This is a genomic window from Fodinibius sediminis (assembly GCF_900182555.1).
GTDB classification, from domain to species: domain Bacteria; phylum Bacteroidota; class Rhodothermia; order Balneolales; family Balneolaceae; genus Fodinibius; species Fodinibius sediminis.
This window is the reverse complement of record NZ_FXTH01000041.1, coordinates 1-1,794: the sequence shown is the minus strand read 5'-3', so window position 1 is coordinate 1,794 and position 1,794 is coordinate 1. Positions and strand designations below refer to the sequence as shown.

Genomic DNA, 1,794 nt, shown 5'->3' with positions numbered 1-1,794 from the left:
CGGCTGCCCCACACGAGCTGGCTTAAAGCCGCTCTTTGTGCATAAGCACGTAAAAAATTACGAATTTATTTGTTCTTTAACATAGAATCTTGCGCATAAGCTGCGTGCAGGCCAACGTTGATTTTAAAACAAAATGTACTACAGAAATTGGATAACTTAAAAGTGGCAAGCGAGGGCGAGGCACGTCCGCTTAATGCGCTTGTTAGGTACTTTTACATCCTCATGTTAGCTCCAGGAGGCTCATCGTTAGGATCACCAAAATGATTTTCACAAACTTTGCAGTAATAACAACCTCTGTAACTTTTAACATTTACCAAATGCACTAATTTTCCATCTGCATCGTAGCATCTATAACAAAATGGCCCTTCATCTTCTCCTTTGTCCTTTTTAATAAAGTAACATTCGTCTTCATATTCTAGATTGCTGTCAAGCTCTAATTTTGCCTTCAATTCTTTAATCTTGCTGTCTTTCTCAGAAATTAATTCCTGAACCTCTGAAAGACTTATTTTGGCATCTGCCAATGCATTAGTGAGATCAGCAATTTTTAATTTCATTTCAGCTTTCTCTAAAGAGGCATCAACGTTTCTTAATGATTTCGCAATATCGGTTGCAGCTTTTATCCCTTGAACAGCTGCTGATATTGAGGTTATATCTGGCATAATAAAATAAGTTTTGTTAGACGAATTCTAGTCCTCTTTCTTCAGAAGGTAAGTTATAAAACCAGCTCCAATTACAACAAAATACTGTAGAAAAAGTCTATCAAATGCGATGCTAGCTTTTTCATCTCTATCTAAATCTCCGCCACCAATAAACTTGTACTCTATTTGTTCGCTTTGTAAAGTTCTGGTATCACCATAAACAAAGTAATCTTCAATTATTTGCGGAGGGAATATTGTCATAATCATAATTATTGAGATGCAACCCACCATAATTTTTTTCTTTAAATCCATGGTTAAATGTTTTCATTTTCAATTAGTGTTGATAATGCGGTTTCCATGTCATCGGTTGACTTTTGGAAAGAAGAGATTAAGGCTTCAACATCTTCTCTTTCAAATCTATTGAGTAAACTTGAAATACCTTTGCGAAGTAGTTTTAATTCTTTACGAGTAAGATTTGGCATGAATGTTCTAAACCGAAATTCTTGCTTGGCTCTTTCTTTGTGACAGTCAGAGCAGAGGCACATTAAAGAATCAAGGGGATATTCCCAAGGTTCCCATCCATATCTGTAGTAAGTGTGATGAACTTCTAGGGAATGATCTTTTCCACAGAAAATACATTTGTTACCTGCTCTATCTCTTACTTTTTCTCTTTTTTTAATCCAACGTTGATCTGTTAGTTTTTCTCTATAGGAGGCTCCCTTTGGAATAGTCGGTAATTCAATATCAAGTATTTCTAATGAATAGAACCCCATATTCCAAGCATGTCCCAACTCAAAATAATATCCAAAACCTTCTATTAGATCATCTAATTCCTTGTAAAGCGGATCATGAGAATAATAATTGATTAGATCAAAGAGACCATTTTCAAATACTAAAATTAAATCTGAATCTGTTAAAAATTCTTCTCCTCGTTCAGCCCACTCGTCTGGAGTATAAAAATGTGTGTCATGATGAAGGTCATGGCGATGGAGCCAATCTGATAATGTTATTTCTAATTTTTCAATTTGGTTTTTGTTCATAGTGAGTTAATTAAAAGTACCTAACGGCCCCGCGTTTAAGCGGCGCACGATGGAATGTTGACTAGGTAAGTAACGAACGGAAAGCCAAAAACTCAAAAGCCGGCCAGGCCCGGCGA

3 protein-coding genes are annotated in these 1,794 nt (G+C 36.2%); all 3 read right to left on the bottom strand.

Annotated features, from left to right (window positions below; all coding sequences use genetic code 11):
• Positions 1 to 212: 212 nt before the first annotated feature.
• Genes FN808_RS18735 through FN808_RS18725 form a run of 3 tightly spaced genes read right to left on the bottom strand, consistent with a single transcriptional unit; the run spans position 213 to position 1,678 of the window.
• Positions 213 to 659, bottom strand: a complete 447-nt coding sequence (locus FN808_RS18735) for a hypothetical protein (RefSeq protein WP_142716150.1) — start codon at positions 657 to 659, stop codon at positions 213 to 215.
• Between the two features lie 27 nt (positions 660 to 686).
• Entirely contained in the window at positions 687 to 950 is a 264-nt protein-coding gene (locus FN808_RS18730; RefSeq protein ID WP_142716149.1) for a hypothetical protein, read from the bottom strand.
• Positions 951 to 952: 2 nt separating this feature from the next.
• Entirely contained in the window at positions 953 to 1,678 is a 726-nt protein-coding gene (locus tag FN808_RS18725) for an HNH endonuclease (protein WP_142716148.1), read from the bottom strand.
• Positions 1,679 to 1,794: the final 116 nt, after the last annotated feature.

Coding starts and splice junctions, on each gene's coding strand:
- FN808_RS18730 (WP_142716149.1), bottom strand. CDS start 950: ATGGATTTAAAGAAAAAAATTATGGTGGGTTGCATCTCAATAATTATG.
- FN808_RS18735 (WP_142716150.1), bottom strand. CDS start 659: ATGCCAGATATAACCTCAATATCAGCAGCTGTTCAAGGGATAAAAGCT.
- FN808_RS18725 (WP_142716148.1), bottom strand. CDS start 1,678: ATGAACAAAAACCAAATTGAAAAATTAGAAATAACATTATCAGATTGG.